23 protein-coding genes are annotated in these 25,978 nt (G+C 66.4%); 5 read left to right on the plus strand and 18 right to left on the minus strand.

The features are described 5' to 3' along the window. Positions 1-96 precede the first annotated feature (96 nt). Positions 97-1,068, minus strand: a complete 972-nt coding sequence (locus ACIBG0_RS13140) for a bifunctional riboflavin kinase/FAD synthetase (RefSeq protein ID WP_397032135.1) — start codon at positions 1,066-1,068, stop codon at positions 97-99. A 412-nt stretch (positions 1,069-1,480) separates the two neighbouring features. Between ACIBG0_RS13140 and ACIBG0_RS13145 the strand changes: the two genes are divergently transcribed. Then, complete coding sequence (locus ACIBG0_RS13145; protein WP_397032137.1) at positions 1,481-2,257, plus strand: metal-dependent transcriptional regulator; 777 nt, start codon at positions 1,481-1,483, stop codon at positions 2,255-2,257. 264 nt (positions 2,258-2,521) lie between these two features. Here ACIBG0_RS13145 and ACIBG0_RS13150 read toward each other — a convergent pair whose 3' ends face one another. After that, positions 2,522-2,935 carry a DUF4345 domain-containing protein gene (locus ACIBG0_RS13150; protein ID WP_397032139.1) on the minus strand — a complete coding sequence of 138 codons (414 nt, stop codon included), beginning with the start codon at positions 2,933-2,935 and terminating at the stop codon, positions 2,522-2,524. An 86-nt stretch (positions 2,936-3,021) separates the two neighbouring features. Here ACIBG0_RS13150 and ACIBG0_RS13155 point away from each other — a divergent pair, with 86 nt between their 5' ends. Next, positions 3,022-3,624, plus strand: a complete 603-nt coding sequence (locus tag ACIBG0_RS13155) for a TetR/AcrR family transcriptional regulator (protein WP_397032141.1) — start codon at positions 3,022-3,024, stop codon at positions 3,622-3,624. On the opposite strand, the gene truB is transcribed toward ACIBG0_RS13155, so the two are convergent. The 7 genes from truB to ACIBG0_RS13190 all read right to left on the minus strand — a co-directional run bounded on the left by truB (position 3,596) and on the right by ACIBG0_RS13190 (position 12,254). Beyond that, the gene (gene truB, locus ACIBG0_RS13160; RefSeq protein ID WP_397032143.1) at positions 3,596-4,501 is read right to left on the minus strand and encodes a tRNA pseudouridine(55) synthase TruB; all 906 of its coding nucleotides are present in this window, start codon (positions 4,499-4,501) and stop codon (positions 3,596-3,598) included. The two genes, ACIBG0_RS13155 and truB, sit on opposite strands and share 29 nt — an antisense overlap. Beyond that, positions 4,501-5,172, minus strand: a complete 672-nt coding sequence (gene npt, locus ACIBG0_RS13165) for a 4'-phosphopantetheinyl transferase Npt (protein ID WP_397032674.1) — start codon at positions 5,170-5,172, stop codon at positions 4,501-4,503. The genes truB and npt overlap by 1 nt, the downstream gene beginning before the upstream one ends. Before the next feature lie 164 nt (positions 5,173-5,336). Beyond that, the gene (locus ACIBG0_RS13170; protein WP_397032676.1) at positions 5,337-6,293 is read right to left on the minus strand and encodes a metallophosphoesterase family protein; all 957 of its coding nucleotides are present in this window, start codon (positions 6,291-6,293) and stop codon (positions 5,337-5,339) included. A gap of 58 nt (positions 6,294-6,351) precedes the next feature. Then, on the minus strand, positions 6,352-7,221 hold the full coding sequence (locus tag ACIBG0_RS13175) for a TIGR03943 family putative permease subunit (RefSeq protein ID WP_397032145.1): 870 nt from the start codon (positions 7,219-7,221) through the stop codon (positions 6,352-6,354). Further along, on the minus strand, positions 7,218-8,222 hold the full coding sequence (locus ACIBG0_RS13180) for a permease (RefSeq protein ID WP_397032146.1): 1,005 nt from the start codon (positions 8,220-8,222) through the stop codon (positions 7,218-7,220). Before ACIBG0_RS13180 ends, ACIBG0_RS13175 begins: the two co-directional genes overlap by 4 nt. Before the next feature lie 249 nt (positions 8,223-8,471). Beyond that, entirely contained in the window at positions 8,472-10,562 is a 2,091-nt protein-coding gene (locus ACIBG0_RS13185) for an Ig-like domain repeat protein (RefSeq protein ID WP_397032147.1), read from the minus strand. 9 nt (positions 10,563-10,571) lie between these two features. Further along, positions 10,572-12,254, minus strand: coding sequence for an Hsp70 family protein (locus ACIBG0_RS13190; protein WP_397032149.1), 1,683 nt, complete (start codon positions 12,252-12,254; stop codon positions 10,572-10,574). 109 nt (positions 12,255-12,363) lie between these two features. Between ACIBG0_RS13190 and grpE the strand changes: the two genes are divergently transcribed. Then, positions 12,364-12,825: a nucleotide exchange factor GrpE gene (grpE, locus tag ACIBG0_RS13195; RefSeq protein WP_397032150.1), complete on the plus strand. Its 462-nt coding sequence runs from the start codon at positions 12,364-12,366 to the stop codon at positions 12,823-12,825. A gap of 422 nt (positions 12,826-13,247) precedes the next feature. Here grpE and ACIBG0_RS13200 read toward each other — a convergent pair whose 3' ends face one another. From ACIBG0_RS13200 to rimP, 8 genes are all read right to left on the minus strand, one after another. Beyond that, on the minus strand, positions 13,248-14,615 hold the full coding sequence (locus tag ACIBG0_RS13200; protein ID WP_397032678.1) for an MATE family efflux transporter: 1,368 nt from the start codon (positions 14,613-14,615) through the stop codon (positions 13,248-13,250). 234 nt (positions 14,616-14,849) lie between these two features. Then, the gene (locus ACIBG0_RS13205) at positions 14,850-15,878 is read right to left on the minus strand and encodes a bifunctional oligoribonuclease/PAP phosphatase NrnA (protein ID WP_397032151.1); all 1,029 of its coding nucleotides are present in this window, start codon (positions 15,876-15,878) and stop codon (positions 14,850-14,852) included. A gap of 13 nt (positions 15,879-15,891) precedes the next feature. Further along, positions 15,892-16,335, minus strand: coding sequence for a 30S ribosome-binding factor RbfA (gene rbfA / locus ACIBG0_RS13210; protein WP_040693060.1), 444 nt, complete (start codon positions 16,333-16,335; stop codon positions 15,892-15,894). Positions 16,336-16,360: 25 nt separating this feature from the next. Next, on the minus strand, positions 16,361-16,651 hold the full coding sequence (locus tag ACIBG0_RS13215) for a DUF503 domain-containing protein (protein ID WP_397032152.1): 291 nt from the start codon (positions 16,649-16,651) through the stop codon (positions 16,361-16,363). Between the two features lie 88 nt (positions 16,652-16,739). Then, positions 16,740-19,796 (minus strand): translation initiation factor IF-2, encoded by a 3,057-nt coding sequence (gene infB, locus ACIBG0_RS13220; protein WP_397032154.1) that lies wholly within the window; start codon positions 19,794-19,796, stop codon positions 16,740-16,742. A gap of 108 nt (positions 19,797-19,904) precedes the next feature. Further along, complete coding sequence (locus ACIBG0_RS13225; RefSeq protein ID WP_397032156.1) at positions 19,905-20,237, minus strand: YlxR family protein; 333 nt, start codon at positions 20,235-20,237, stop codon at positions 19,905-19,907. Between the two features lie 122 nt (positions 20,238-20,359). Further along, the gene (nusA, locus tag ACIBG0_RS13230) at positions 20,360-21,391 is read right to left on the minus strand and encodes a transcription termination factor NusA (protein ID WP_397032158.1); all 1,032 of its coding nucleotides are present in this window, start codon (positions 21,389-21,391) and stop codon (positions 20,360-20,362) included. Continuing rightward, entirely contained in the window at positions 21,388-22,056 is a 669-nt protein-coding gene (gene rimP / locus ACIBG0_RS13235) for a ribosome maturation factor RimP (protein WP_397032160.1), read from the minus strand. The genes nusA and rimP overlap by 4 nt, the downstream gene beginning before the upstream one ends. 203 nt (positions 22,057-22,259) lie before the next feature. Between rimP and ACIBG0_RS13240 the strand changes: the two genes are divergently transcribed. Next, positions 22,260-22,871 carry a hypothetical protein gene (locus ACIBG0_RS13240; protein WP_397032162.1) on the plus strand — a complete coding sequence of 204 codons (612 nt, stop codon included), beginning with the start codon at positions 22,260-22,262 and terminating at the stop codon, positions 22,869-22,871. Positions 22,872-23,099: 228 nt separating this feature from the next. After that, a complete protein-coding gene (locus tag ACIBG0_RS13245) occupies positions 23,100-23,534 on the plus strand; it encodes a ferritin-like domain-containing protein (RefSeq protein WP_397032164.1) in 435 nt (144 codons plus the stop codon). A 638-nt stretch (positions 23,535-24,172) separates the two neighbouring features. Here the strand turns inward: ACIBG0_RS13245 and ACIBG0_RS13250 are convergent. After that, on the minus strand, positions 24,173-25,924 hold the full coding sequence (locus tag ACIBG0_RS13250) for an acyl-CoA dehydrogenase (RefSeq protein WP_397032165.1): 1,752 nt from the start codon (positions 25,922-25,924) through the stop codon (positions 24,173-24,175). Positions 25,925-25,978: the final 54 nt, after the last annotated feature.

Consider the following 25,978-nt stretch of genomic DNA (forward strand, 5'->3'; position numbering starts at 1 on the left):
GCTCGAGGATTCCGGTTACCCGGCCGGGTGCCGCCGCGGACCGCAGCAAACCCGAGGATCCACCCTACCCGACGCCCTCGCGTCAACCGAATCCGGTCAGGAGTCGGCGGCGGCGGTAAGGACCTTGCGCGTGTTCTCGACGTCGCGGGCCATCGCCTCGAGGAGTTCGTCGATGGAATCGAATTTGCGCATACCGCGCAGATGCTCGACGAAATCGACCGCGACGTGCTGGCCGTAGAGGTCGGCTTCACTGTCGAGTACGTAGGCCTCGACGGTGCGGGCGCGCCCGGAGAAGGTCGGGTTGGTGCCGATGGAGATCGCGGCCATCGCACGCTCCCCCGGTGTCACGGTGCCGATGGTCGGACCGGGACCGAGCACGGTGAACCAGCCCGCGTAGACGCCATCGGCCGGAATGGCGGCATACATGGGCGGCGCGATATTCGCGGTCGGGAAGCCGAGCTCGCGGCCGCGGCCGTCGCCGTGCACGACCACACCCTCGACCCGGTGCGGACGGCCGAGGGCCTCGGCGGCCGCGGCCATATCGCCCGCGTCGACGCAGGCGCGGATGTATGTGGAGGAGAAGGTGACCGCGTGCTCGCCGAGGAGTTTCACGCCGTCGACCTCGAAACCGAAGCGCCCACCCAGCTCGCGCATGGTCTCGATGGTGCCCGCGGCCTTCTTACCGAAGGTGAAGTTGTCACCGACCACGACCTCGGTCACATGGAGCCGCTCGACCAGCAGATCGTGTACGTAGCGCGCCGGGGTCAGCTTCATGAATTCTTGGGTGAAGGGCATCACGCAGAACACGTCGACGCCCAATTCCTCGGCCAGTTCCGCGCGCCGGGTAAGTGTGGTCAACTGCGCCGGATGCGAGCCGGGGCGCACCACTTCCATCGGGTGCGGATCGAAGGTCATCAACACTGCCGGAACTCCCCGTGCGGCAGCGGACTTCACGGCCCGGCTGATCAGCTGCGCATGGCCGCGATGCACACCGTCGAATACGCCGATCGTGAGTACGCACCGCCCCCAGTCCGCGGGTACGTCATCGAGGCTTCGCCATCTCTGCACAGTCCGCAGCCTACGCAAAATGCGGGGCGAACAGTATTCGGAGGTGTCCATCCACTCTCCTGTACCGAGCTCCGTGTGTACATGGGGTGAATTGCTGGTTCAGACGGTGACGACAGTGACTCCCACAAGCCGAATCCGGAGTCGCTCCCGAGGTGCCGTTGGCGAACGCCCATTATGTCGAGATACACGGCGAACCGGATATCGCGGTGCTCCTCGCAGCCGAGCTACCTTGCCGCCGAACTCGGCGGAACACCGCCCACCCGCATCGTTGCGCTCAGCGGGGCCGACCGCACAACGGCGAACCCGAGAGCGGCCCCGACCAGCCGAAACCGACGGATCGGCGAGCCGGATCGGTGCTGTCGGACAACGGCACCGAGTGTTCAAGTGGCTGAATGTGTGAATCCCGAGTCCTATGCATAAGCTCGAAGATGTGCCCGGTAAACGAGACATCGCAACCAGACGCGAGCTGGCCGACACCGCAGCGCAGCCGACCGAGACCACAGGCCCCCACGGCAGCACCGCGACGATTGCGCCGGAGCTCACCTCGGTCGCCCAGGACTATTTGAAAGTGATCTGGACCGCTCAGGAGTGGTCGCAGGAAAAGGTCTCGACTAAATTGCTCGCCGAACGGATCGGCGTCTCGGCTTCCACCGTCTCGGAGGCAGTTCGTAAGCTCGCCGATCAAGGCCTGGTCGAACACGCTCGGTACGGTTCCATCACGCTTACCGAACACGGGCGCCGCGCCGCTGTCGCCATGGTGCGCAGACATCGGCTGATCGAGACATTCCTCGTCAATGAACTCGGCTACGGCTGGGATGAGGTGCACGATGAGGCCGAGGTGCTCGAGCACGCGGTTTCGGAGTTACTGATGGCGCGGATCGACGCGAAACTCGGCTATCCGGACCGGGATCCGCACGGTGATCCCATTCCCTCGGTCGACGGTGCGGTGCCGACGCCGCCCGCCCGCCAGCTCAGCGATTTCCGCGCGGGCGAATCCGGCCATGTCGCACGGATTTCCGATTCCGATCCGGATATGCTGCGCTACTTCGATTCGGTCGGCATCGCCCTCGATACGCCGATCGTCGTGGTGGAGCGCCGAGACTTCGCGGGCACCATAGCCATTCGTATCGGGGACCGCACCATCGATCTCGGCCGCCCCGCCGCCGAGGCCATCTGGCTCAGCGACTGACTCGCGTGCCGGTGGTGACGAGTCGTCACCACCGCACGCCGCCGCGGCCACCGCGTCCGCGGCAAGAACATCCTCCGGTACCCCTATCGCATCGCCGTGCCCCGGAGTTACCACAGGTCAAGGCCCCTGGAAACCGCGCGCACAGCCTTGCCCACCACTTCGTCGCACTTTTTCCGCACCTGTCGACGCATCACCACTACCTACCTCGCATCGGGCACACCCTCGCGAGATAGGCCATCGATATGCGATACCTACCGAAGCCGCTCAGCCAGCGGCGGGCACGGTTTCGGTGGTGACGTGAGCGCGCTTTTCGTGGCTGGCCGCCAGCCAGAAGAAAATCGGTGGCATGGCGAATTCTATTGCGGTGAGGACGATTTGGAACCAGTGCGGCCAGCCGTGGACAGCGACCGAGATCAAGCGGGCGATGCCGCTCAGTAGAAAGATTCCAGCGAGCCAGCGCACCGCGAGTGTCGAGATCGGGACTTGGCGGGCGGCCCAGATCCAGGCGAGGCCATAGCCGACGAAGATGCCACCGAAGAAGCGGGTCTGGCTATCGGCGGTCACGCCGGAGGAGCCCATATCGGGGATGCCGTCGATACCGGCGGCCATGTGGAAGATGCCGATACCCACGATGACAATGCCCATCGCCATGGACAGCCATTTGAGTGCCGAGGTCATGAATTCCTCCCTTCAGTAGTAGACGTATGTCTACTAAGCCCGACCCTACGACGCTTAGTAGACATACGTCAACTAAGCTTACGAAGGTGACTCGCCGCCGCCTCGCCCCAGACGAACGCCGCCGCCTGCTACTGGACGCGGGCGCGAAACTGTTCGCCGAACGCGCCTACGATGCGGTGCTGATGGAGGATGTCGCGGCGGCGGCCGGTGTTTCGCGCGCCCTGCTCTACCGTCACTTCCCGACCAAACGCGACCTCTTCGCGGGCGTCTACCAACTGGCCGCCGATCGCCTGCTGGTCGCCACGAAACTCGATACCGAAACCCCGCTGCCCGAACAACTCGCGGCCGGACTCGACGAGCACTTCGACTATTTCGAGGCCAACGCCAATACCGTGGTGGCCGCCAATCGCCTGCTCGCGGGCGATCCGACCATCCAGGCGATCATCTCGGGTGAACTCGGCGAACTCCGGGTCCGTCTGCTCGACGCCATGGGCGTCGAAGGCCATATCCGGGAGCTCACCTCATCGGTGCTGATGGGGTGGCTGACCTTCGTCCGGGTGCTATCGGTCGATTGGCTGGAAAACCGTACCTGCACCCGCGCCGAACTGCGCGACATCTGCGTCGGCGCGCTCCTCGGTGCGCTGGAACCGCTCGGCGCGGTTAGAAATTCGATGGACGCACGACCATGACCGAGGCCGCGCGCTTACCGCTTTCCTGCAATAGCGCGATCGCGCGCCCGGACGGGTCGATGGCGGCGTAGACGCCGGGGATGCCGACCGGCTCCAGCCAGCGACCGTTGCGCAGATCGTCGGCCTGTTTGTCATCGATATCGCGGTGCGGGAATGCGGTTCGGATGGCGTCGTCGATGTCCAGGTTCAACGGCGCGTCCTCGGATTCGGCCAATTCGTCGAGGGTTCTGGCGTGTTCGAGGGTGAACGGGCCGACCCTGGTGCGACGCAACGCGGTCAGATGACCACCGACACCGAGGGCGGCGCCCAGATCGCGCGCCAGGGCACGAATGTAGGTCCCGGACGAGCATTCCACGACCACGTCCAGGTCGACGAACTCCGAAACATCTCGGCGGGCGAGGATATCGAAGCGCGAGACGGTAACCGGGCGAGCGGCGAGCCGCACCTCTTCACCGGCCCGATGCCGGGCATAGGCGCGTTCGCCGTTCACCTTGATCGCACTGACCGTCGCGGGCACCTGTTCGATATCGCCGGTCAATTTCGCCGTGTGCGAAGCGATTTCGGCGTCGGCGAGATGAGTGGCCGATGCGGTCGAGAGCACTTCGCCCTCGGCATCGTCGGTAGTGGTGGCCTGGCCGAGCCGGATGGTCGCGGTGTAGGCCTTGGTCGTCAGGGTGAGCAGGCCGAGCAGTTTGGTGGCGCGCTCGACGCCGAGCACCAGTACGCCGGTGGCCATCGGATCGAGCGTTCCGGCGTGCCCGATCTTTTTGGTGCGCAATAGTTTTCGACATCTCGCGACGACGTCGTGACTGGTCCAGCCGCCGTCCTTGTCGACGATCAGCAGACCGCCGAGTGCATCGATCCGTGGATCGGCCATCAGTCGTGCACGATCGCGGTCAGGATGAGTCCGTCGCCGATCATCCAGCGGCCGTCGAAGGAAATCAGTGGAGCGCCACCGTCGGTGACCTGGCCAGGCACCAAGATCTGACTGTGGAAGGTGCCCGAACCCGCGCCGTCGGAGCTCTCATCGATGGTGAAGGTGATGTGGGCGTCCTCGAAGCCGAGCCAGCGCGCGGTCAATGGCCACCACGCCTTGTAGGTGGCCTCCTTCGCGCAGAACAGCAAGCGGTCCAGGTGCAGGCCGGACCCATCGACCCGCGCCAACCAGTCCCGCTCGGGCGGCAGGCTCACCGAATCGAGCACGCCGTCGGGGAGGGTGCCGTGCGGTTCGGCGTCGATGCCGATCGAACGGAAACGCAGCTTGTGGCCCAGGGCCGCCGCCCGGTAGCCGTCACAGTGCGTCAGGCTGCCGACGATGCCGCGCGGCCACACCGGCGCACCCCGTTCGCCCTTGCCGATCGCGACCGGAGCCTCACCCAGTTCCGCCAACGCCAGCCGGGCGCAGTGCCGAGCACCGATGAAGTCGCGGCGACGCTTTTCCACCGACTTCTCGATGAGATGCGCTTCGGCCGGATGCGGCTGCAGATCCTCCGGGTACGCCAGGAGCTCTGCCGAAGCCACGCCAGCGGGAAGAATTTTCTCGATCAGCTCCTCCGCCTCCCCGAACCTTCAGGCCGGACTCGTGTGCCACGCGAGCGGCGTCCGGCGGTCAGGGGGCAGATGAGTTTGCCCGTACCCGACGAGTTACCCATGTACACACCAAATCAGTAGTTGCGCTGCGAATCAAATTGCTGCCGTCGTGCTGGACAGCGTCAGACGCCGCGGCGACGCTCGGCTTTGGCGCGCATCTCGGCGGCCGCGGCCTCCATCTCGGGTGTCACCTTGAAGTGGCCGCCCCATTTGTTCAGCGAGCCCGGCGGGTAATCCGGCGTCGGGAGGATTTGACGCAGCAACTGGTCGGGCAGTCCACGGCGCTGCCATTCGCGGGGGTAGCCGAGCGACACCTCTTCGAAGCGCACGCCGTCATAGTAGGAGGTACGTGGGATGTGCAGGTGACCGTAGACCGAGCAGACGACGTTGTAGCTGGTGTGCCAGTCGGCGGTCAGATCGGTGCCGCACCAGAGCGCGAATTCCGGGTACCACAGCACCTCGGTGGGCTGGCGGACCAGCGGGAAATGATTGATCATCACGATCGGCGTCTCGGGTGGCAGTGCGTCCAGCTTCCGCTTGGTGACCTGGACGCGGGCGTGGCACCAGGCGTCCCTGGTCAGGTACGGATCCGGAGCGAGCAGAAACTCGTCGGTGGCCACCACATTGCGTTCCCGGGCCAGGGCGAGCCCCTCGGCCTTCGTTGTGGTGCCCTTGGGCAGGAACGAATAGTCGTAGAGCAGGAACATCGGAACCAGCGTCACCTGACCGCCGTACTGCTCGGACCCCGCGCCGGTCCACACCGGGAAAGGATCCTCCGGTGTGATGACATCGAGATCCCGGCAGATCGAAACCAGGTAGTCGTAGCGCGCGACACCGTGCATCTGCACCGGATCCTTCGCCGTGGTCCACAATTCGTGGTTGCCCGGCACCCAGATCACCTTGGCGAAGCGGCCGCGCAGCAGTTCCAGCGCCCAGCGGATATCGTCGGACTTCTCCCCGACGTCCCCGGCCACGATGAGCCAGTCCTCGGGCGAATCCGCCCGAATCTGCTCGACGACCGGACGATTCCCCTGGTGCCCGACGTGAATGTCGCTCACCGCCATCAACTTGGGTATCACCACACCTACATTGGCATATCCGCGCGCGTTGCCGCCGTTCGGCTCGATGATCATGGCGCTAACGGCCGCGTTCGTACGGCCGGTCCGGGGCCTCGATCCGCTGGTAGGCGGTGATGACGAGGGTGGGCGTGTGATCCGGATCCCGCTGAGCGCTACCGGATTCGACGACACCCCTGACCTCGAGCCACGCATCGTCCTCGATCACCTCCGGCATCCCCGACAGGTGCACCAGTACATACCGGGCATCGGCGACACAGCAGGTGATGACCACTCGCGCGAGATCCGCATCGGGCGTATCCGGATGCTGCTGCTCGAGATCCTTGGGCCGAATGATGAACCCACTGATCGTGACCTCACGACCGTCCAGGGAGTGACTGGAGTCCTGTAGCGCCCGATCCACCAGATCCACAATCGGCAGGCGCGGCGCCGGCTCGGCAGGCAGCGGTGGAAAGGGCCAGAGTTTGGGCTGCTCCGCGGCAATGTCGCGTGGGACGACTTGAACGGGCGAACTCGTTACCGCCGCCCCCGCACCCAGCGCGGGTGGTGCGATGAGCAAGAGCGCCGCGACCGGCGCGAGCAACAACCATTGCGCGCGGCCGGCACCGTGGTTGTGGTCGTGCTCGCGACGCACGGGCGCGTTGTGGTGTCCCCGTATGTCGACGTGGCGGGCATCGTCGCGACCGAATGAGCCCGCACGGTCAGGAATGTCATGGTGGCCGTGCATGTAGTTGTGCTGGTCGGATGCGGTACCGCGGCGAATATCCCGAATGATCGCGATCAGGGCCAGCAGGATGAAACCGATGCTGCTGATCAGCAAGAACGGGTAGAGACTCGGTTTCACATAGCGCAGGTAGTTGCCGTCGAGGGTTATCCAGAGCACGGTGCCGCCGATGAATAGCAACAGCAGGTTCTGGGTTTCTCGCTTCATCGGGCACCTCCGAGGAAGATGTATCCGGCGACAGTGCCGCAGGTCACGGCGACCGCGAAGGTCATGGGGGCGAAGCGCAGTGCGAAGCGGCGGCCGAAACTACCTGCCTGCATGGCGAAGAGCTTCACATCGACGGCGGGACCGACGACCAGGAAGACCAGCCGTGGCAGCAGGGGCAGCGTAGACATGCTCGCCGCGACGAATGCGTCGGCCTCCGAGCACAACGCGAGCACGATCGCCAGCACCGCCATGATCAGGATCGCGACCACCATCTGCCCGGCCAACCGCTCGTACCAGGTAGGCGGAACCAGGACATGCAACGCTGCGGCGGCCGCGGCGCCGAGTACCAGAAATGCGCTGGCCTGCAAGAGATCGTGGCGTGCGGCCTCGGTGAAGACCTCCCACCGGGTTCGCCCCGTCACACAATGGTCGCGTCCGGTGCCGCGCGGCAGCAGCCAGGCCGGGCGTCCGATTCGCGACCAGATCAGCCCCATCACCAACGCGGTGGCCAACGAACCGGTGAACCGCGCGGCCACCATCCCGGGCTCACCGGGGAAAGCCACCGCAGTGGCGATCAAAACCACCGGATTGATCGCGGGGGCCGACAGCATGAACGCCAAGGCGACCGATCCGGGCGCACCCTGATCGGTCAGTCGCCGCGCCACCGGCACCACACCGCATTCACAGCCGGGCAGCGCCATCCCAGCGAGTCCGGCGACGCCGATCGCGGCGGGCTCGTTGCGCGGCAATACCTTTCGCAGCACCTCGGGTGAGACGAAGGCCGCGATACCACCGCTCACCAAAACCCCGAGCGCCAGAAACGGCACCGCCTGCACGAAGACACCCGCGAAAATCGTCACCGCGGTCTGCAATCGCGCCGACGCACCCACCGCATGCACCAGCGGCACCTGCAGGACCAGCCCCAGGACGATCAGCGCGGCAAGCACATATGTCGAGGACACCCGGGTCCGTACCGAATTCACAGCATTCTGTGCGAGCACGTTCCCATCCTGCCTTGTACTGTTGCCAAATCCCGTTTCTGGGCGATCATCCGCATTGCGCCGCCCATATCGCGGCGGGCCGCTCGGTGCGCAACCTCGCAGGTACGCTCATATCCGAGCGCAGGGCCGGGATGCGAATCCGGAATCGCAATGGACGGCGCGGACCCACACACAGCATTATCGAGGTCCCGACGGTCCGGCCGCAGATTCACTGCGTCTCGGGATCCACGGCACCCAGACCGACCTCCGCTATCCGAGCCAGCGGATCCGCGCCGTCGGTGCGAAACCTGCGGCGACCGTGAGGTTTCCGTTCGGTTCGCGGCGGCAGGATGCGATGGCGATGTGACACGGTCGCGGGATATCGGGTGGGATCGGGACACCGCCGTCGATTTCGTACCGCATATTGGTGACCTTCCAGGAGCGGGCCTTGGGATCGTCCGGGTTGATCGGCGGTTGGTCGGGTCGCACGACGGCCATGACCTCGGTGACACCGATGGGCCACATGAAGACCAGTAGCCCCGCCTGTTCGGCGAGTCCAGTCACTGTCGGGATGCCACTCGGTGTCGGATCGTCCTGCGGTTGTTCTTGTCCGCCTTGTGGCTTCGCGACCGGACCGGTATCGGATCGGGTGATCTCCGAGTACCTGCCCGCGACCGCGGCGGCCACTGCGTACACCGGCTGCCCCGCGGCTGGTGCACCACCGTCCTCGAGCTCGGTCGCCTGTGTGCGGCCGACCACGCGCCACGACCCGTCCGGCCGCAACCTGGTCACTCGGTAGGCGACGTTATCCGTCGATGTCGGCGACCACGCTACGAGCACCGACCCATTCGCCAACCGGGTGGCCTCGACCCGCTGCGGAGCCTCGAGCGGCGACTCCGCGAGCGCGGTGACCGCACCACCGTGATCGGCGCAGATCTCGACCGCGGCGAGCAGTCCGCGCATCCTGGCATCGGTCGGGCCGGACTGTGCCTCGGCGAAGAGCCGGTCCGCTTCGGCAATCGCGTACCGGGCTTCGGCGAGCAACTGGTCGATACTCGGCACCTGGTTCGGCGGCAGCAGATCGGCGGCGGTGCAGCGCACCTTTTCCAGATGCGCAAGCGCCTCGAAATACCGCTTTGCCGCGCGGGCGGCCATCGCATCGCGCCAGTGGGCCTTGGCCTCGTTCAGTACCCGGTCGACCTCATCGGATACCGAACGAATCGGCGTGAGCCCTTCCCCATCGGGGCCGACCAACCGGTGCGCCTCCTCGACATGCCGCGCGGCCTCCTGTGGACGTGCCCCGCGCAGTGCCGCCCGAGCAGCCTTGAGCGGTGCCTCCCATAGTCTGGGGGCAGGCGCTGAAGACGTGGGTTGCGGCGGTGCGGTCGGCGGCGAATTCGATACTCGCGCACCGAGTTCCGCGGCGATCTCGGTGAGCACCCGAGTAGCGTCGGACCGCTCGAGACCCAACCGCATCGCCTCGTCGAGCAGGTATTGGAAGTCGTCGCCGACCAGTTCGTCCTCAACCAGCACCGCCGCCCTGACCTTCGGCCGCAATTCCTCGGCGACATCCTCGGCCACCGACCGCAGATATTCCCGCAGCGTCGCCTCGTCCGATTCGAGTACGTCTTGGATATGAATCAGTAACTCGTCCAAGACAACTCGGATGCGACCAGGCGGCAGCTCGCGCGACCGAGCACGCAAAGCCTCGGCGCGCAATCGAATCTCCTGCGCCTGACCGGCTTTCGCCGGATCCACCCGCAGCAGCGCGAACAGCGTGGGCGTGGGTTCACCGTCGATGAGCCGTTCCCATTCGCTGAGCAGCTGCCGAATCTGTTGTCTGCGTTGGTCGGTGAGCACACTGACGGGCATCGGAGCGTCCTCGATCACCCGATGCCTGCGCAATCGAGTCGCGACCTCGGTGGCACTGAGCCCGCCCATCGCGCCGATCTCCTCCAGCCCGGACACCTTCCCGGACGGAACCCCACCGTGCCGTTGCACCAATCGGGAGATCGCCGCGTCGAGCATCTCGTAGCGATCCGCATCCCGCCGCTCGCGCATCTCCCGAATCCGCCCCGCTTCCACGCGACGTGCTGCCGAATCGAACAGCACCCGAGACAGCGCTGGATGCGCGGCCACGAGCAGACCCACGAGCACCCGGTATTTCGGATGGTCGCGCTGTCGCTGCCAGAAACCCCAGACCTCCTCGACTCGCACGGCGATCTCGGCATCGCTGAGCGAGTCCACCTCATCCAGCGGAATGTCATAGAGCTCGAACGGATCCGACTCCCCGGGGCCGCCGCGGCGCTCGACATCGGCGAGTACCCGCTTGCGATAGTCGTTCGGGTTGAACGCCTCCATGGTCCCGGCTCAGCTGTTTCGACGGCGGGTGCGCTGGACCTGATCGAGTTCGCGCGCGACATCCGCTTGCGACAGAGTCGCACCGGTCTGCGCGGTCAAGACCAGCGGAATATCGGCGTCGACGTGATGGCAGGTGACGCGCAGGACGCCGTCGAAACCCATCTCGAAGGTCACCCGCACCTCGCTGCCCTCGGGATAGCCCGGGGGAATGCCGCGAATGCGTCCTTCTACCAGCACCTTCGTATCCTCGGGTCGCGCCGATGCCGCCTGGCCCTGCTGTTCGACGATGGTCAGCGCGATTTCGTCCTGATCCGCACGCACGGTGCCGAAGGAGCGACGAACTTTGACCGGCAGGGTCGAGTTGCGATGCACCAACCAGGTTGCCGCGAGCCCGTACTGGTAGTCCAGTGCGAGCACGCCGAAACCGCGCGAAACGACGGTATCGACCTGGATTTCGAGCATCCGACGCACCAGCCCGACCGGGTGCCCGAAGGAGGCGGCGACGCGGGCGATCGATTGGTCCAGATCGGCCGGTGCCGCGTCCTCGACCCGCGCACCGTCGCGCAGTCGACCGCGCGTGGTCAGGTCGGCGAGGACCAGACGTTCCAGCTCCAGCTTTTCGCCGTAGAGTGCCGCGCCGCGTGCCACCGATAGGTCGGGATCGCGCAGTTCACCGGCGAGATCGAACTCGTTACGCAATTCGTGCTCCACCATCGGCATGCGCGAGGACCCGCCGACGAGCAGCAGGCGGTCGACGGATGCGACGCCGCGCTTGCTCGCCGCAGCCAGGCAGTCGCGGGTCAGGTCGATGGTGCGGCGCATGAGTGATGCGGTCATCGCCTCGACTTCATCGCGCGTCAGCGGGATCACCGCGCGAGCACCGTCGTGCGCGATCACCACATCGGTGCGCTCGGCATCGGTCAACTCGCGTTTGGCACGTTCAGCGGCCAGCACCAACATCTGCGAACCCGCCGAATCATCGAGCGGGTCTTCGGCATCCGGATTCGCCTCGCAGAACTTCTGCGAAAGATACAGCGCGATGCGTTCATCCCAGTCCGCGCCGCCGAGTTGGTGATCACCCTCGACCGCGAGCACCGAAATGCGGCGGTCGGCGAGTTCGATAACGGTGGCGTCGAAGGTGCCGCCGCCCAGGTCGTAGACGAGCACCGTCTCGCGCGGGCCCGGCTTGCCGACACCCGCACTGCCGTCGAGTCTGCCGAACCCGTAGGAGAGCGCCGCAGCGATCGGTTCGGAGAGCACACCGGCGACATCGAAGCCCGCATACGTGCCCGCCTGGATGGTCGCGCGCCGCTCCTCGTCGCCGAAGTAGGCGGGCACGGTGATCACCGCGCGTTTCACCGGCTCGCCACCGCTGAATTCGGCATCGGCGGCAAGGCTTTTCAGGATCAGCGCCGAAACCGCAGGCGCAGACCACGTCTGACCGTGCGCGGCGAAACGCCAATCCGTATCGCCCATCCGCCGCTTCACCAGCGCGCACACATGCTCCGGATCGAGTCGGGCCTGCCGCCGCGCGCCCTCACCCACCAGATGATCGAACGCCGACGCGAACAAGACGACCGAAGGCACCGTCGCCTCACCGTTCAGACCGATCATGACTTCGGGCCGACCATCGGCGTCCATCCGCGCGATCGCCGAATTCGTCGTACCAAGGTCGATGCCGTAGACCCCCATGAGACGCGATGGTAGCAGCCACCTCCGACACGACCCCGGCTCCGGACACTGGATCCCGCTGCCGCCCAGAACAATCGATGCGCCCACGAACTCGCGTTAAAGTGCGAGCATGACCGACCCCGCCGAGCCGCTCGCCCACTTGGCGGAACGCATCGAAGATCTCACGCGGGTAGTCGCCCGCCAAGCCACCACCATCGATCGCCTCGCAGACGAGGCCAAGGCCCGCGATCGCCGCGACCGCGCTGGCGTCGACCTCCCGCTTGTCCTGGAGCTCTTCGCCATTCACACCGACACCACCGCCTGCGCCAGCACCGCCGAATCCCCGCGCGAGCGTGCAGCATTCGAAGCGATCGTCGCTCGCATCGAACGGCTCATCGTCGGCCGCGGCGCCACACTGGTCAACCCACAGCCTGGCGACGCCTTCGACTCACTCACCATGGAAGCGGCGGACGTCGCCGATACCGACGATCCCGCCCTCGATCGCACGGTGGCATCCGTCGTCCAAACCGGCCTGACCATCTCCGGACGCTCGATCCGCCCGGCAGGCGTGATCGTCCGCAAACACCACTGACCACATGCCGCCCGCAGACACGGTCGCCTGACAGGAGCAGTCGTTCGCCGATACGACTGATGACCTTCCGCCCGCCGCGCACGAATACCCCGTCAGAAGTGGCAGTCACAGACGCGACTGTCGACCCACCGCACGCAAGTTCACCCGGCAGGCGTGATCGTCCGCGGACACCAATGACCACGCGCCGCCCCGCCGCAGACACGGTCGCCTGACAGGACCAGTCGTCCGCCCATACGACTGATGACCTTCCGCCCGCCACATACGAGTACACCCTTCAGGAGCGGAGTCCACGGACGCGACTGTCGACCCACCGCACGCAAGTTCACCCCGGCAGGCGTGATCGTCCGCGGACACCAATGAGGACTGCCGCCCGCCGAGCACGAATTCGCCCGAAACTCTATGCCGCATGGAACGTGCACTAACTAAGCGTGGACGCGCGGGATCTCCGTACCAACTCGAGCCCAGCGGCCGGATTCTGCGCGCCAGACGACGGCGATCAGGCGTAGCAGCATGAAGGCCACTAGGCCGGTCCAAATGCCTGCTATGCCCCAGCTGAAGACGAGGGAGAGCCAGATGGCGGGAAGGAACCCGAGGAGGGCGGCCCCCAGGGTGGTATTGCGGAGGTAGGCGGCGTCGCCCGCGCCGAGCAGGACGCCGTCGAGGGCGAAGACAATGCCTGCGATCGGGATGATGGCGACGAAGAACCACCAGGCGACGTGGGTGCGGTCGAGCACGGCTGGATCGTCGGTGAAGAGTTCGGGGATGACGATGGCGCCTGCCGCGAAAGCCGCCGCCAGCACCACAGCGAAACCGCCCGACCAGCGGGTTATCCGGCGCGCAAGTCCACGCGCACCGCTGACGTCACCCGCGCCCAGTGCCGCACCGACCAGCGTTTGGGCGGCGATCGCGAGCGAATCCAGGGTCAGGGCAAGGAAATTCCACAGCTGTAGGACCAGCTGATGTGCGGCCACTGATGCGGCACCGAATCTGGAGGCGACAGCCGCAGCTGACACGAAGCTGGCTTGGAAAGCGAGGCTGCGGGCGATCAGATCGCGACCGAGAACCAACTGCGCCCGCATCACCGACCAGTGCGGCGCCAGCGGAACATGTGCGCGCAGCAGCGCGGTCAGGAAGAGCCCGGCCGTCACGGACTGTCCCGCCGCATTCGCGACCGCCGAACCCGCCAACTCCAGCCGCGGCGCACCCAGTAACCCGTGCACGAGCGTCGGGCACAACACCCCCGAAACCAGCAGTCCCGCAACAACGAACAGCAGTGGCCGACGCGTCTCCTGCACCCCGCGCAACCACCCGTTACCCGCCATCGCGATCAGAATCAGCGGCACCCCGCACAACGCGATCCGCACCCAGACCAATGCCTGCCCCGCAATATCCCCACCACCGGCGATCACATTCGTCAGCGGAACCGCAATCGCCTGCCCCACAACAAGAATCAGCGTCCCGACGACCACCGCAACCCAGGTCGCCTGCACCCCTTCCACGATCGCACCGCGCTCATCCCCCGCTCCGTGCCGCCGCGCCGCCCGCGCTGTTGTCCCATACGACAGGAACGTCAGCTGCGAACCGACCTGCGCCAGAATCAATCCGCCGACCGCGAGCCCGGCCAATGCCAATGCCCCGAGCCGCCCCACCACGGCCAGATCGAATAGCAGATAGATGGGCTCTGCCACCAGCACACCCAAGGTCGGCAAAGCGAGTCCGAGAATCCGTCGCGGCCCCACCGCACGGGTCGGATCCAACCCATTCCCGACCTCCGAGGCGGTCGCGGCCATTGGATTCACCGGATCGATGCCCGCCGTGCGCGATGAATCCGGTCGTGTCTCACCCATTGACTCGATACCGCCGAAGTCGGCGAGCACAGGATGTACGTCTGCCGGGTCCTGTCATACGCACACCACAATGCGGTCGAAAGGCAACTCCGCGCCTGGCGCGCCGCCACCCCACTGTCGAAAACAACGCTGAAGAATCGAGCACCTCTGCCCGACCTGCCAACCCACGACCGATACTCACCCGAGCTCGGCCAATAAAGCCGCTACAACCGACTCAGAGGTGCCGTTGGTGGTGTACCCCGCCGCGAACCGATGTCCGCCACCGCCCAAAGACGTTGCGACAGAAGCAACATCGACACCATCCTGCGCCCCCGGCACACTATCGCGCGAGCGCAGCGAAACCGTCCACCGATCAGGAATCGTGCGCGATTCCTTGAACACCGCGGCGACCCCGGCCTCGGAGGTGGTGCGGACGATATCGACCACACTCTCCACCTCTTCCGAGCGCACTCCATCGACATCCTCGCGCCGCACAATGGCATACACCAGCCCGGTCCCACCACCAGCCTGCGGCTCCAGCCGGGCCGAGCCGAGCACCCGCGACAGCATCGGCAACCAGCCGAATGGATGCGTATCCATCAGCGAGCGCGTGATTTCGGCACCGTCGATGCCGGTGGCCAACAGCCGTTCGGCCAGGTGATGGGTGCCGGGCCGCACCCAGCGGAAGGATCCGGTATCGGTGACCAGTCCGGCGTAGAGGCAATGTGCCACTTCCGCATCGATCGGCTCCTGCCAGGTATCGAGCAGCCGCGCGATCAGACTGGTCGTCGATTCCGCACTCGCATCGATCACATTGATTGTCCCGAACCGGGTATTGGAGCGATGATGATCCAACACCAAAGTCGTTGCGGCTCCGGCTAATCGATCACCGAGTGAACCCAGCCGACCGGCACTGCCACAGTCGACCGACACCACCAGATCCACCTCGGCGGGTACATCCGCGGGCGGCACCAGATGCCGCACACCGGGCAGGGTTCGCATCGTGGCGGGCAGTTCGGCGGGTTCGGCGAACGACACCCATACCGGGACACCGCGCCGATGCAGAACCAATGCCAGTGCCAGCCCGCTGCCGACGGTGTCGGCATCGGGCTGCACATGACACAGGATGGTCACCGAACGAGCCGCGCTCAATGCGGCAACGGCCGGTCCGAAATCGACCGTATCGACAGCGACCCCCCTACCCGGGTCGACGGGCATCGTCGTCATGGTCTACCGCACGTCACTCGTCGGATTCGCGTTCGACCTTGTACGGGTCGGCATCGCCGGCGTGGGTGGCGGTGGCCGCCACCTTCGCGACCGCGTCGTCGGCGGCCCGCGCCCTGGCCAGTAGCTCTTCCATATCCCGTGCCGCGTCGGGCACCTTGTCCAGCACGAACGCCAATGTCGGGGTGAATTTCACGCCGGTGCCCGCGCCCACTTTCGAGCGCAGCACACCCTTCGCCTTCTCCAGACCGGCGGCCGCGGCCGCGTAATCCGGTTCCACGTCGAGGGTTTCGCCCATCACCGTGTAGTACACCGTCGCCTCGCGTAGATCGCCGGTGACCTTCGCATCGGTAACGGTCACGAAATTCAGACGCGGATCCTTCACCTCGTACTCGATCGCGGTCGCCACGATCGCGGAAATCCGCTTGGCGAGTCGGCGTGCCCTGGCTTGATCCACCATGGCTGAACCCTCCTCACTTGCTAACTCAGTCTTCGGGTCCGAAGATCCTGCGGCGCACTGCCAGCAACTCTAACTCCGGACGAGCCGCGACGTGCCGCTCACATTTGTCGAGTACCTCGGTCAAGTGATCCATACCGGAACTGACCATGGCGACTCCGAGCAATGAGCGACGGTAGCGGTCTTGTTCCCCACCCTCGGCGGCACTCACGCCGAAGCGCTGCAATTCGGCCAGCACGGGCCGGATCACCGAACGCTTCTGCTTCAGCGAGTGCACGTCTCCGAGCAGGACATCGAACTCCAGTGCACCCAGGTACACCCAAGCCTCCTGTATCGGCGCCTACGAAAAGATTGTCTCGGTGGTCCGGCCCAGCGTTGACGGGCGGACCGGACCACCGATGAACAAATCAGTCGCGCGGCTTCTCGCGCAGCTCGTAGGCCTCGATCACGTCGCCTTCCTTGATGTCGTTGTAGGTCAACGTCATACCGCATTCGAAGCCCTCGCGGACCTCGGTGACGTCGTCCTTCTCCCGCTTCAAGGTGGAGATCGTGACCGTCTCGGCGACTACCATGTTGTCGCGGAGCAGGCGCGCCTTGGCATTGCGCTTGACCGAACCCGAGGTGACCATGCAGCCGGCGATATTGCCGACCTTGGACGAACGGAAGATCGCGCGGATCTCCGCCCGGCCCAGCTCGACCTCTTCGTAGATCGGCTTGAGCATGCCCTTGAGGGCCTTCTCGATTTCGTCGATGGCCTGGTAGATCACCGAGTAGTACCGGATGTCCACACCTTCGCGGTTGGCCAGCTCGGTCGCCTTGCCCTCGGCCCGGACGTTGAACCCGATGATGATCGCGTTCGACGCCGACGCCAGGTTGACGTTGGTCTCGGTGACGCCACCGACACCGCGGTCGATGACCCGCAAGCGCACCTCGTCGTCGATCTCGATACCGAGCAGCGCCTCCTCAAGGGCCTCGACGGTACCGGAGTTGTCGCCCTTGAGGATCAGGTTGAGCTCCGAAGTCTCCTTCAGCGCTGCATCCAGATCTTCCAGGCTGATCCGCTTGCGGCTGCGCGCGGCCAGTGCGTTGCGCTTGCGCGCATTGCGACGGTCGGCGATCTGGCGAGCGATCCGGTCCTCGTCGACGACGAGCAGGTTGTCACCGGCACCCGGCACCGACGTGAAGCCGATGACCTGGACCGGCCGCGACGGCAGCGCCGCGACGACATCGTCGCCGTGCTCGTCGACCATGCGGCGGACGCGACCGTAGGCGTCACCCGCCACGATCGAATCACCGACGCGCAGCGTGCCGCGCTGGATGAGCACGGTCGCCACCGGGCCTCGGCCACGGTCGAGGTGCGCTTCGATGGCGACACCCTGTGCGTCCATGTCCGGGTTGGCCCGCAGATCCAGCGCCGCGTCCGCGGTCAGCAGGACCGCCTCGAGCAGTTGCTCGATATTGGTCCCCTGCTTGGCGGAGATGTCGACGAACATGGTGTCGCCACCGTATTCCTCGGCAACCAGGTTGTATTCGGTCAGCTGCTGCCGGATCTTGTCCGGGTTCGCGCCTTCCTTGTCGATCTTGTTGACCGCGACCACGATCGGCACGTCGGCCGCCTGGGCGTGGTTGATGGCCTCCACCGTCTGCGGCATGACGCCGTCGTCGGCGGCGACCACCAGGATCGCGATATCGGTGGCCTTGGCACCACGGGCACGCATGGCGGTGAACGCCTCGTGACCCGGGGTGTCGATGAAGGTGATGAGCCGGTCGTTATCGCCCAGATGGGTGAGCACCTGGTAGGCGCCGATGTGCTGGGTGATACCACCGGCCTCGCCCTCACGGACGTTGGCCTTACGGATGGTGTCGAGCAGTCGGGTTTTACCGTGGTCGACGTGACCCATGACGGTCACCACCGGCGGACGCTGTTCGAGGTCTTCCTCGCCGCCCTCGTCCTCACCGTAGGTCAGGTCGAACGATTCCAGCAGCTCGCGGTCCTCGTCCTCGGGGCTGACCACGTGCACGACGTAATTCATCTCGCTGCCGAGCAGCTCGAGGGTCTCGTCGTTCACCGACTGGGTCGCGGTGACCATCTCACCGAGGTTGAACAGGGCTTGCACCAAGGCGGCCGGGTTCGCGTCGATCTTCTCCGCGAAGTCCGACAGCGAGGCACCGCGGGCAAGACGGATGATCTCGCCGTTACCGCGCGGCAGCCGCACGCCACCGATGGCGGGGGCTTGCATGCTTTCGTACTCGGCGCGCTTCGCCCGCTTCGACTTACGGCCACGACGCGGGGCGCCGCCGGGACGACCGAACGCACCGGCCGCACCGCCACGACCACCGGGACCACCCGGACGACCGCCGCCACCGCCACCGGGACGACCGCGGAAACCACCGGCCGCGGGAGCACCGGCACCTGCACCGGGCGCACCCGTGCCGCCGCCGCCACCACCGCCGCCGCGGTAGCCACCGCCACCGCCGCCACCGGGACGACCGCCGCCACCACCTGGGCCACCGCCCGGACGACCCGGACGACCCGCACCGGCACCGCCCGGACCCGGACGGGCCGAACGCGCGGGCATCGCACCCGGATTCGGGCGCGGCGGCATCGAGCCGGGGCTCGGACGCGGCCCACCGGGACGCGGACCGCCCTGGCCCGGAGCCGGACGGGTACCGCCCTGAGCGCCACCACCCGGACGCGGACCGGCCTGGGCCGGACCCGGACGCGGACCCTGGCCGGGACCTGGACGCGGTCCACCCTGGCTGGAGGCAGGACGCGGCGCGGGACGCTCCCGATCGGGCGCGGAAGAGAAGGGGTTGTTGCCGACGCGCGGGGTCTTCGGCCCCGGCTTCGGACCCGGACCGCCGGGACGCGGACCACCGTGCGCCGGAGCACCGGAACGCTGCTGCTGACCGGGACGTGCGCCACCCGGGGTCGGGCGCGGTCCGCTCGGCGCCGGAGCGCTGGGTGTCGAAGCGCTCGGTGCGGGGGTGGCCTTCGCGGCCGGAGCCGCCGGGGTCTCCTGGACCGGAGCGGTTTCCCGGGCGGGCGGCTTGGCCGGACCGGGACGCGCGGCCGGACCGGGCCGGGCACCGTCGGACGGACGCGCGGCCGGAGCCGCGGTCTCACGCGCGGCCGGAGCCGCGGTCTCACGAGCGGCCGGAGCCGCCGGGGATGCCGCCTGCGCGGGGGACGGGGTACGTGGACCCGGACGCGGACCGCCACCTGCGGCGGGCTTCGCGGCCGGAGTGGATGCCGGGCCGGGACGAGCCCCGGACTTCGCGGTGCCGTTCGACGGGGCGGACTTCCCCGCGACCGACTCGCGCAGCCGACGTGCGACGGGTGCTTCCACCGTCGAGGACGCCGACTTCACGAACTCGCCCTGCTCCTTGAGCGTTGCGAGTAGTTCTTTGCTCGTGACACCGAGTTCTTTGGCCAACTCGTGCACGCGGGCCTTGCCTGCCACTGCTCTCCTCACTGAGAGGTCGAGCAGTGCCTCCGCCTAGGGAAGGCGGGCCCGCACGACCTCGGGTTATCTCCGATGGACGTTCATCGTTGGTGCTTCACGGTGTGCTCATGAGTGCTCGTGCCTGTTCTCGAGGTACTTCTCCAGGGCTGAGATATCCAGATGTCCGGACACTCGTAGTGCTCTGCCGAATGCTCGGCGTCGTTCTGCGGTGCGTAAACAAACCGAAACGGGGTGCAGCCAGGCACCCCGTCCGGGAAGTCTGCGCCACGGATCGGGGACTATCGCAACAACTTCGGAACCGTCACCGGTCTCACAGTCTTGCGCCACGATCCGCAACAGATCGACGGCCAACTCGCGCTTTCGGCATCCGATACACGTCCGCACCGGAGCCGCTCGACGTCGGTGCGCCGGGACTTGCTCGGTGGTGCGTTCGAACAAAGAAACCGAAGGCTCGGGCTGAACCTGACACCACTCTACCGCTGTCCCGCTCGGAACACCGAACCCCGCCCCCGTCGAAGTTACGAACCTGTCATCCGGCGGGCTCGATCGGCGGGGATCGATCAACTCCGATGCGCCTCCGTCCGCACACTGCCACTGCCCGCATCCGGGGTGGCATCGCTGCGAATATCGATCCGCCAACCGGTCAGGCGGGCCGCCAACCTGGCGTTCTGCCCTTCCTTGCCGATCGCGAGCGAAAGCTGGAAGTCGGGGACGACCACGCGGGCGGCGCGGGCTTCGGGATCCACGATCGTGACCGATACAACTTTCGAAGGCGAGAGCGCATTCCCGACGAAGGTCGCCGGATCATCCGCGTAATCGATGATGTCGATCTTCTCCCCCGCCAATTCGCTCATCACGTTGCGCACGCGCTGACCCATCGGGCCGATGCACGCGCCCTTGGCATTGACGCCGGGCACGGTGGTGCGCACCGCGATCTTGGAGCGGTGTCCGGCCTCGCGGGCGACCGCGACGATCTCCACCGAACCATCGGCGATCTCGGGCACCTCGAGTGCGAACAGTCGGCGTACCAGATTCGGATGGGTGCGCGACAGGGTGATCTGCGGGCCGCGCGGGCCGCGGGAGACACCGACGACGTAGCACTTGATGCGGTCGCCGTGCTCATAGGTTTCGCCGGGCACCTGCTCGGCGGGCGGGATCAGTCCCTCGGTGCCGTGCAGTTCGCTGCCGATGCGCACCACGACGGTGCCGCGGGCATTGGCGCGGGCATCGCGCTGCACCACACCGCCGACGATGTCGCCCTCGTGGGTAGAGAATTCGCCGAAGGATTTCTCGTTCTCGGCATCGCGCAACCGCTGCAGCACCACCTGGCGCGCGGTGGTCGCCGCGATCCGGCCGAAACCCTCTGGGGTGTCGTCCCATTCGGAGATGACATTGCCGTCGACGTCGAGTTCGCGCGCCATCACTCGGACCACGCCGGTCTTCTGGTTGATATCGATGCGCGCGTTGGGCTGGTGGCCCTCGGTATGGCGGTAGGCCGTGAGCAGTGCCGACTCGATCGCGGAGATCACGGTCTCGATCGAGATCCCTTTATCGGCGACAATCGCGCGCAGGGCTTCGATTTCGATGTTCATTCCACGATCCCTTCGGTCGGCGAATCGGACGCTTCTACTGATTCGGTTGGTACATCGGTTGTTCCTTGGACATCAGCGGTGGGATCCACCGCTTCCTCTTGGCCCGGCCGCGGACGACCGGGCGCGACTCCGCCCGCGAGTTCCAGTTCCCGCACGCCGGGCGGATTGAATTCCACTTGGACGACGGCCTCGGCGATATCGGCCAGCGGAATCGTCACCCGGTGCGGCTTGTTCTTCCCGCCGAGCACTAGCGCCACCGAGTCATCGGTGAGGACGCCAACCCTGGCCTCGAACTTGTCCGATGACTTCGGATCCGGCGACGGGGCGCCGGTGCGTAGTTTGATCCGCACCTTGCGGCCCTGGGCGCGACGCCAGTGGCGGTCGGCGGTGAGCGGGCGGTCGATGCCAGGGCTGGTCACCTCGAGCAGATAAGGCGTCTCGCCGAAATCGCCGGCATTGTCGAGGGCCTCGGAGAGTTCGGTGCTCAGTCCGGCAATGGTGTCGAGATCGGAAACGGCATCGCTGTCGACGATCACCTTCACCCGAGCCTGGGCATCCACATGCTTGCCCACCGTCGAGATCTCGACACCCTCGAGGTCGAATCCTCGGCGCTCGACGAGTCCAGCAACGAGCTGGCTCACCCTTTCCTCAGTCGGCATGGGCATGTGGGGCGGCTCCTGGTTCAGTTGTCAGACGGCGGGAAAATTCTCTACCGAAGATCTAGCGTAACGCGCCTCGAGAGTGTAAAGGACCAACGGCCTCGAGCAAGTTTCCTGGCCACGCGCCCGCGACACGGCGCCGGGGGTCACGCCGACCGCACGGCAGACGCTCGGTCGGCCGTGCCAGGCGAATCTGGCACGATAGTGCCGTGCCAATCCGCCTCCCCGCCCCGCCGCGCGCCGGGTGCACTTCCGGCATCCCCGACGACCGGCAACAATCCCAGCACGGCAGCGCCGGCGTCGTCGACCGCCGCACCGCATTGCGGCTTGCCGGCGGCACGACCGCGGGTGTGCTAGCAGTCGGTGCGGTGGCCGGATGTACGAATAAAACGGTATATCAGCCCGATCCGCTTGCCGCACAAGAGATCCTGGCGCGTGCGGACGCCGCGGCCGCGACGGCGGCAATCGCGGTGACGCCGCAGCGACATGCGGAATTGACCGTGATCGCGGACCAGCGCACCGCACACGCGGATGCGCTACGTGCCGAAATCAACCGTGTGATCGGCGTTTACGGTGACGGCACCACGCCGACGCACCGAACCCGCGGCGTCACCCCGCCCCCTTCCGGCACTTCCCCTGCCGCATCGGGCGGATCCGCATCGTCCACCACACCGCCGAGTATCGACGAGTTGCGCACTCGGCTGGCCAAGTCGCAGCAGTCCGCTGGTGATCTCGCCCGCACCCAATCCGGTTATCGTGCAGGGCTATTGGCCTCGATCAGCGCGTCATGCGCGGCGCAGGCGGGGGTGTTGCTGGCATGATTCGTGCCGAGCACCCTGCTCGGTTCAAAGCCGGGCACGCGAATACGACCGACTCCGCACGCCGCACAGCGCGCACGATACAACTCCCCCAGCCAGAGATGAGCGCATGACCGAAGCCGGACGCCAAGCCCTGCTCGACTATAGGGGCGCGAAGACAACCGACCCCGCATGCCGAGCGGTGGCACCTTCCATGCGCGCGGCCGACCATACCCAGACAGGGATGCGGGCATGACCGAAGCCGAACGCCAAGCCCTGCTCGATGCGCTGCGCGCCGAATACGCCGCGGTGTACGCCTTCGGCTTGATCGCGGCCTACGCCTCCCCCGAGCGAACCCGCTTGGTGGCACAAGACACCGCCGCCCACCGTGCCCGCCGCGATGCCACCATCGATGCATTGAAGGCAGCCGGAGTCACGGTGCCGGCGCCGGACGCGGCCTACACCACACCGTTCCCGGTGAACGATCCGATTCCGGCTGCGAAGTTGGCCGTCACGGTGGAAACCGACACCGCCGTCGCCTGGCGCGCGGTCGTCGAGAACGGAAGTTCCGAATCGCTGCGCCGGACAGGGGTTGACGCCCTCACCGAATGCGCCCTGCGCCTGGCCACTTGGCAAGCCATCCTCGGCGCCAACCCCCCCACAGTCGCCTTCCCAGGCAAGGCCTAAAACCGCCCCCACGCACTCTTTCGCGCGCCGCGCACGGATTCGTCAGCGAATTCGTGCGCGGCGCGCCGGTTCGTGCGCGGCAGACCAGTTCATGCGCGGCGCACCAGTGCGTGGAGCGGCACGCCAGTTCGCTCCCAGCACAACAGCTCGCGCAAACGCGCCGGCTCGTGCGAAATGCGCCGGTTCGTGCGAAACGCGCCGGTTCGTGCGAAACGCGCCGGTTCGCACCCAGTACACCAGTTCGCACCCAGCGCACCAGTTCGCACCCAGCGCACCAGTTCATGCGCGGCGCACGTGGAGCGGCGCACCAGTGCGTGGAGCGGCGCAACAGCTCGCGCCCAGCACAACAGCTCGCGGGAAACGCGCCGGCTCGTGCGAAACGCGCCGGCTCGCACCCAGCACACCAGTTCGCACCCAGCACACCAGTTCATGCGCGGCGCACGTGGAGCGGCGCAACAGCTCGCGCCCAGCACAACAGCTCGCGCGAAACGCGCCGGCTCGTGCGCAGCACACCGGTTCATGCGCGGCACGCAGGCTCGCGCGGCACGCCAACCCATGCGCTGCGGCGGCCAACCTGCACGACGCACCAAACGTCGAGCGATGTGCCAACTGTGCGAGACGGCGGCTGGTACGAGTGACTACGCCCGCATTTCGTAAGCGCCGTCATAGGCGGCGACTTCGGTCCAGACGCGGTCGAAGCGGGGCCGGTCGGTGACCGGAGGGCGGAGGGCGGAGGCGGCCCAGGCCTGTTGGTCGGGAGTGGCCGACGGCTTGCCGTAGAGCGTGGTGGCGTGGCCGTTGAAGTCGCGGATCTGGAAGTCGAAGATCTGCTCGACGATGTCGCGGTCCAGGCCGATGATGGCGGCCTGCTCCAGGATCAGCTGGCCGTAGACGACAAGGGAGAACAGGTGGCCGATGGTCAGCATGAAGTCCAGGTCCTTCTGCTGGTCGGCATCGGGAGCAGCCGTGGTCAGCAGGGTGCGCAACGCTTGGGCCTGTTCGTAGAAGCGTGCGACATTCGGCAGGTCGGCGTGCTTTTCGTATACCGGGGTCCAGTCGGCGAACTGCACCTTGCCCGCGCCACGGGCCGGTCCCTGCCGGAAGAAGAACTCGTCGTCGGCCGCATCGAGGCGGGTGCCGATCTCCGGGTAGTCCTTCGGATTGAACAGGTAGTTCGGCATGAACTTCAAGATCTGCCCGACATTGACGTGCACCGTGCCCTCGAGCCGGGGCAGCGTGCCGATATAGCGCGCGACCTGCGCGAAGTAGGTGTTCTTCTCGAATCCCTTGGCAGCCAGCACATCGAGCAGCAGCGTCATGACGGTCTCGCCCTCGGAGGTCACCTTGGACTTGGTCATCGGGTTGAACAGCAGATAGCGGCGGTCCTCGAGGCTGGCGCTGCGGAAATAGTCGACAGCGCGGTCGCTGAACAGCTTCATCGCGACGATTCGCGCATACGCATCCACGAAGTTAGTACGCACATGCGGGAATTCGGTGACGGGCTGGCCGTAGAGGATACGGTTGTTGGAGTGCGTGATGGCCTCGTAGAACGAGTGCTCGACCATGCCGATGCTGCCGTGGCACAGGTTGAACTTACCGACATTGACGGTGTTCAGCGCCGCGGAGAAGGCCTCGGGCCCGGTGGACAGAAGGTCGGCGGCGGTCACCGGATAGTCGTGTAGCGCGAAGGTGCTGACATAGAGCTGACCGTGGATGACATTGTCGATGAGCTCGTAGTTGTCGTGGCGGCTGTCAGCGGCGAACCACACGTATCCATCCGCGCCCTCGACATCAGCGCGGCGGGAGAACACCGACACCATGGATGCGACATTGCCGTTGCCGATGTAGTACTTGACGCCGTTGGCGCGGAATAGGATTCCGGCCTCGGCATCCGCGCTCCCCGGTTCGGTCGGCGTCAGGATCAGATCGGTGTTGTAGATGTCGGCGCCGTGGTCGCGCTCGGACAGACCGAATGCCATCACCTGACCATCGGCGAGATCGGCGGCCGCGCGCTTCTTGGCATCCTCGTTCCCGCTCTGCCAGATCGGACCGAGCCCCAGGATGGTGACCTGCTCGGCGTACCAGTACGCCAAACCGTAGAAGCCGAAGATCTCCGACAGCGCCGCATTGCGCGCACCGTCCCACCGCCTGTTCGCATCACCGTCGGCGTAGGCGGCCGGAGTCAGGAAGGTCGCGAACAGGCGCTCCTTCTTGACGAACTCGAGGAAATCCGACACCCACACCGCATCCGCGTCATCGGCCAGCAGCTGCCGTTTGCCCCGCGACTCGAACCACTCGATGGTTGCCCTGAGCAGCCGCCGCGTCTCGGCATCGAACTGCTTCGGGTCATAGCTGGTGGGGTTGAACAACAACGCGTCGGTGCTCGTCATGCCGCTAACTTACCAGCGGGTAACAGCAGCCAGGAGGGGGTCCGGGATTAATAC

Source organism: Nocardia sp. NPDC050630 (assembly GCF_044457245.1).
GTDB lineage: Bacteria > Actinomycetota > Actinomycetes > Mycobacteriales > Mycobacteriaceae > Nocardia.

Coding starts and splice junctions, on each gene's coding strand:
- ACIBG0_RS13145 (WP_397032137.1), top strand. CDS start 1,481: ATGCATAAGCTCGAAGATGTGCCCGGTAAACGAGACATCGCAACCAGA.
- ACIBG0_RS13150 (WP_397032139.1), bottom strand. CDS start 2,935: ATGACCTCGGCACTCAAATGGCTGTCCATGGCGATGGGCATTGTCATC.
- truB (WP_397032143.1), bottom strand. CDS start 4,501: ATGGCCGATCCACGGATCGATGCACTCGGCGGTCTGCTGATCGTCGAC.
- ACIBG0_RS13175 (WP_397032145.1), bottom strand. CDS start 7,221: ATGAAGCGAGAAACCCAGAACCTGCTGTTGCTATTCATCGGCGGCACC.
- ACIBG0_RS13185 (WP_397032147.1), bottom strand. CDS start 10,562: ATGGAGGCGTTCAACCCGAACGACTATCGCAAGCGGGTACTCGCCGAT.
- ACIBG0_RS13190 (WP_397032149.1), bottom strand. CDS start 12,254: ATGGGGGTCTACGGCATCGACCTTGGTACGACGAATTCGGCGATCGCG.
- grpE (WP_397032150.1), top strand. CDS start 12,364: ATGACCGACCCCGCCGAGCCGCTCGCCCACTTGGCGGAACGCATCGAA.
- ACIBG0_RS13200 (WP_397032678.1), bottom strand. CDS start 14,615: ATGGCCGCGACCGCCTCGGAGGTCGGGAATGGGTTGGATCCGACCCGT.
- ACIBG0_RS13205 (WP_397032151.1), bottom strand. CDS start 15,878: ATGACGACGATGCCCGTCGACCCGGGTAGGGGGGTCGCTGTCGATACG.
- rbfA (WP_040693060.1), bottom strand. CDS start 16,335: ATGGTGGATCAAGCCAGGGCACGCCGACTCGCCAAGCGGATTTCCGCG.
- nusA (WP_397032158.1), bottom strand. CDS start 21,391: ATGAACATCGAAATCGAAGCCCTGCGCGCGATTGTCGCCGATAAAGGG.
- rimP (WP_397032160.1), bottom strand. CDS start 22,056: ATGCCCATGCCGACTGAGGAAAGGGTGAGCCAGCTCGTTGCTGGACTC.
- ACIBG0_RS13245 (WP_397032164.1), top strand. CDS start 23,100: ATGACCGAAGCCGAACGCCAAGCCCTGCTCGATGCGCTGCGCGCCGAA.
- ACIBG0_RS13250 (WP_397032165.1), bottom strand. CDS start 25,924: ATGACGAGCACCGACGCGTTGTTGTTCAACCCCACCAGCTATGACCCG.